This window comes from Paenibacillus sp. E194, from assembly GCF_000935845.1.
In the GTDB taxonomy this organism is placed as follows: Bacteria; Bacillota; Bacilli; order Paenibacillales; family Paenibacillaceae; genus Paenibacillus_B; species Paenibacillus_B alvei_B.
Genome location: NZ_JMDX01000407.1, coordinates 1 through 3,007, shown reverse-complemented (window position 1 = coordinate 3,007; position 3,007 = coordinate 1). Strand labels below are relative to the sequence as shown.

The 3,007-nt window shown below is 48.1% G+C and carries 1 protein-coding gene; it reads right to left on the bottom strand.

Annotated elements, in window-relative coordinates; translation table 11 throughout:
- Positions 1-1,213 precede the first annotated feature (1,213 nt).
- The coding region (locus tag AZ66_RS28205) for a condensation domain-containing protein (protein WP_044357966.1) at positions 1,214-3,007 on the bottom strand (1,794 nt) is incomplete at its 5' end.

The following is a 3,007-nucleotide window of genomic DNA, read 5'->3' as shown; positions in this document are numbered from 1 at the left end:
TTGCATATTAGTGGTTTTTACACTTGGAGCAACTATCGGTTCCTTTACAACCTACGCAACAGTTCTTTTTATAGGACTAGTTAATAATTCATTAACTTCGTATTTTTATTTTCCATGACAACGAATTAATGATAGTTATCATCAAAAATGTAAACATACACAAAAGATGTAGTTTATCTCCACATAACTAGAACTCGGAGTGATGAAATGCGAAAAAATGTATCGAAACATGTACATAAACTATAGGATGCATTAACTAAAAATCATAGAGTTGCTATGCAGCTCTTTTTTTATTGTACTAACGGGCACATTAGTTGAATAACAACAGCGGTAGTCTAAGACTTTATTTATCAAGTCTTGTTCTGCCGCTAGCTCGTACCTTAGGCTGGGTCGTATGTTGTCTGGATCATCAAAATCAGCAAGACTCTGGTACATCGTAACAAATTGCTGCGTTACATGGGGATCAATGGTAACCGTTATGTTGTCCCAATCGATTTCATTTGATTTTTCAGATCCTTCAGGATGCTTAACTCCTCCACTCTTAGTACTCAAAGCTTTACAATATATTCGGGTGTGAGATTTTCCGGGTTCGAATGCTGAAAAAGATGCCCTTCATAATCGAAATATAGAACCTGAAACGTATCAGCAAGTCCCTCAACGAAATGTTTCCCGAAGTCAGGGTCTACTCCCCACAGCTTCAAGTTTTCCGCTTCTTGATTGCAAACGGATTTTTAGCAATCGGTAACTTGATGGTTTGGGCGCCGGAAACTCCCGTTAATCCCGCTTCTATTTCCGAACGGTCGTTTAGCCGAATCATCTTTTTCAATGCGTTCACCCTTTCATCGTTTATATACTTATCATAGTACTATGGATGAGCAGCCGCGGCGCACGTTTTAGATATCTGTATTTCTTCCTGTAGTCTTCGTGTGCCTTTTGTTGTTCTTCTGGTGTCATAGTCAAAAGATTAAACACGTCTGCAACGATCGGCAATTCCTTCTTTTCGTTTTTCGGGTATTCGGATTTTATGGTGGAATTATCTCTGTAAACTAAGATTTCTGTTGTATTTTGTTGATTTTCCAATAAACTGAATTAGTTACTCAGCGGCACTTGACGTCAGATTCCTGTGGTGGATTTTTCCTTTTCATTTTTAAAAAAACACCCGGCAGGATGCATACCGAGAGAAATACGGCATACAGCCAAGCCGGGTAAGGGATTAGAAAATAATATCAATGGCCTCTAGCACATCTTGCTCCTGTTCGGATTGCCCGTTCAGGGAAATATCCTTCAACAGCACCGAAGGCTGTTCGCAAATTTGAGATATGATTACGAGCAGGTCCTGAGCGAAATTGTCGATCAGATTGCGTGTGAACAACTTGGTGGCATATTCAAACTGCCCGTTCATTCCCTCATCCAGCAACGAAATGACCAAGGTTAGATCAAATTGGGAAACCGTATGAGTTTCCGGATAAGATTCGATCTTGATATCCCCGAAGTTTTGAACGTTATCTTCCTTGGTTTCCAGAGCAAACACGACATCGAATACAGGATTGCGGCTTTGATCTCGCGGAACCTGCAGCTTTTTCACAAGCTCTTCGAACGGATAATCCTGGTGATCGTAGGCCCCCAGCATCGTTTCTTTGACTTCGTTCAAGTAAGCGAGGAACGTCTTCTCCCCGGACGGATAATGTCGAATCGCCAAAGTGTTGACAAACATTCCGATGAGCGGCTCCAGGTCGGCATGTGTGCGGCCTGAAACCGGCATGCCTACAATGAAGTCTTCTTGTCCCGAGTACTTGCTGAGCAGGATTGAATAGACCGCCGATAACACCATATACAGGGTGCCACCGTTCTCATCGGCGATGCGCTGCAAGCTGTCGGTCTTCTGCTTGTCGATGCTGAAAGGCAGCACATCTCCCTCAAAGCTGCGAACGGCAGGTCTGACAAAGTCCGTAGGCAGTTCAAGCGTCGGCAGTTTGCCTTCCAGCACGTCCAGCCAGTAAGCTTCCTGACGTTTCAGCCGCTCTTTTACAGGTTCGGACTGCTGCCAAGCGGCGAATTCCTTGTATTGGATCCGAAGCGGTTCCAGATTCTCGCCGTTATACAGGCGCAGCAGCTCTTCGACGAAGATGCCCATCGACATGCCATCCGTGACGATATGATGAATATCCAGCATGAGCAGATGCCGTTCCGCTTCCCATTCGACTAAACCCACACGCAGTAGCGGCGGCCGCTCCAAATCAAAGACGCGCACAAAGCCGTCTGCGATGCTCTTCGTTTCACTTTCCGTCGCTTTCGTATACTCGACAGCAAACTTCAAGTCCGGATAAATCCGTTGTACCGGTATGCCGTCAACCATCTCGAAGCCGGTTCGCAAAATTTCGTGACGAGCGATCAATCCTTTGAGCGCCGCCTCGAATTGATTCCGCTCCAAGCGCCCGACGAGAACTGTCATGCCGGACATGTTGTAGCTAAGCTCGGCGCCTTCCATCTTCTGCTGGATGTACAGCCGTTTTTGCACGGAGGAAAGCGGATAGTGATCCCTCTTATCCAGAACCGGAATGGAGAGGTGTTCCTGCCGCTCCAATTGGCTGATCGCTTCGGCCATCGCTTCGATGGTCGAGTGCCGGAAGACATCGCGCAATGGCAGATCCACGCTCAACTCCTTGTGGACCTTGCTGACCAGCGTCGTCGCCCGCAGGGAGTGCCCGCCGAGGTCGAAGAAGTTGTCCGTTACGCCAATCGTGACCGGCCCGAGCACGTCCTGCCAGATGGCGACCAGTTTCGCCTCCAGTTCGGTGCGCGGCGCCACGTATTCGCGGCCTGCGTTTGCTCCCCCTTCCGGCGTCGGCAGCGCCTTCCGGTCGATTTTCCCGTTCGGCGTCAGAGGCAGGCGCTCAAGCTCCACGAAGTACGACGGGATCATGTACCCCGGCAGCTCGCTGGCAATCGCCCGTTTCAGGTCTGCCGCCGTCAGTTCGCCATCCGCTGTGTAGTACGCACACAGCGC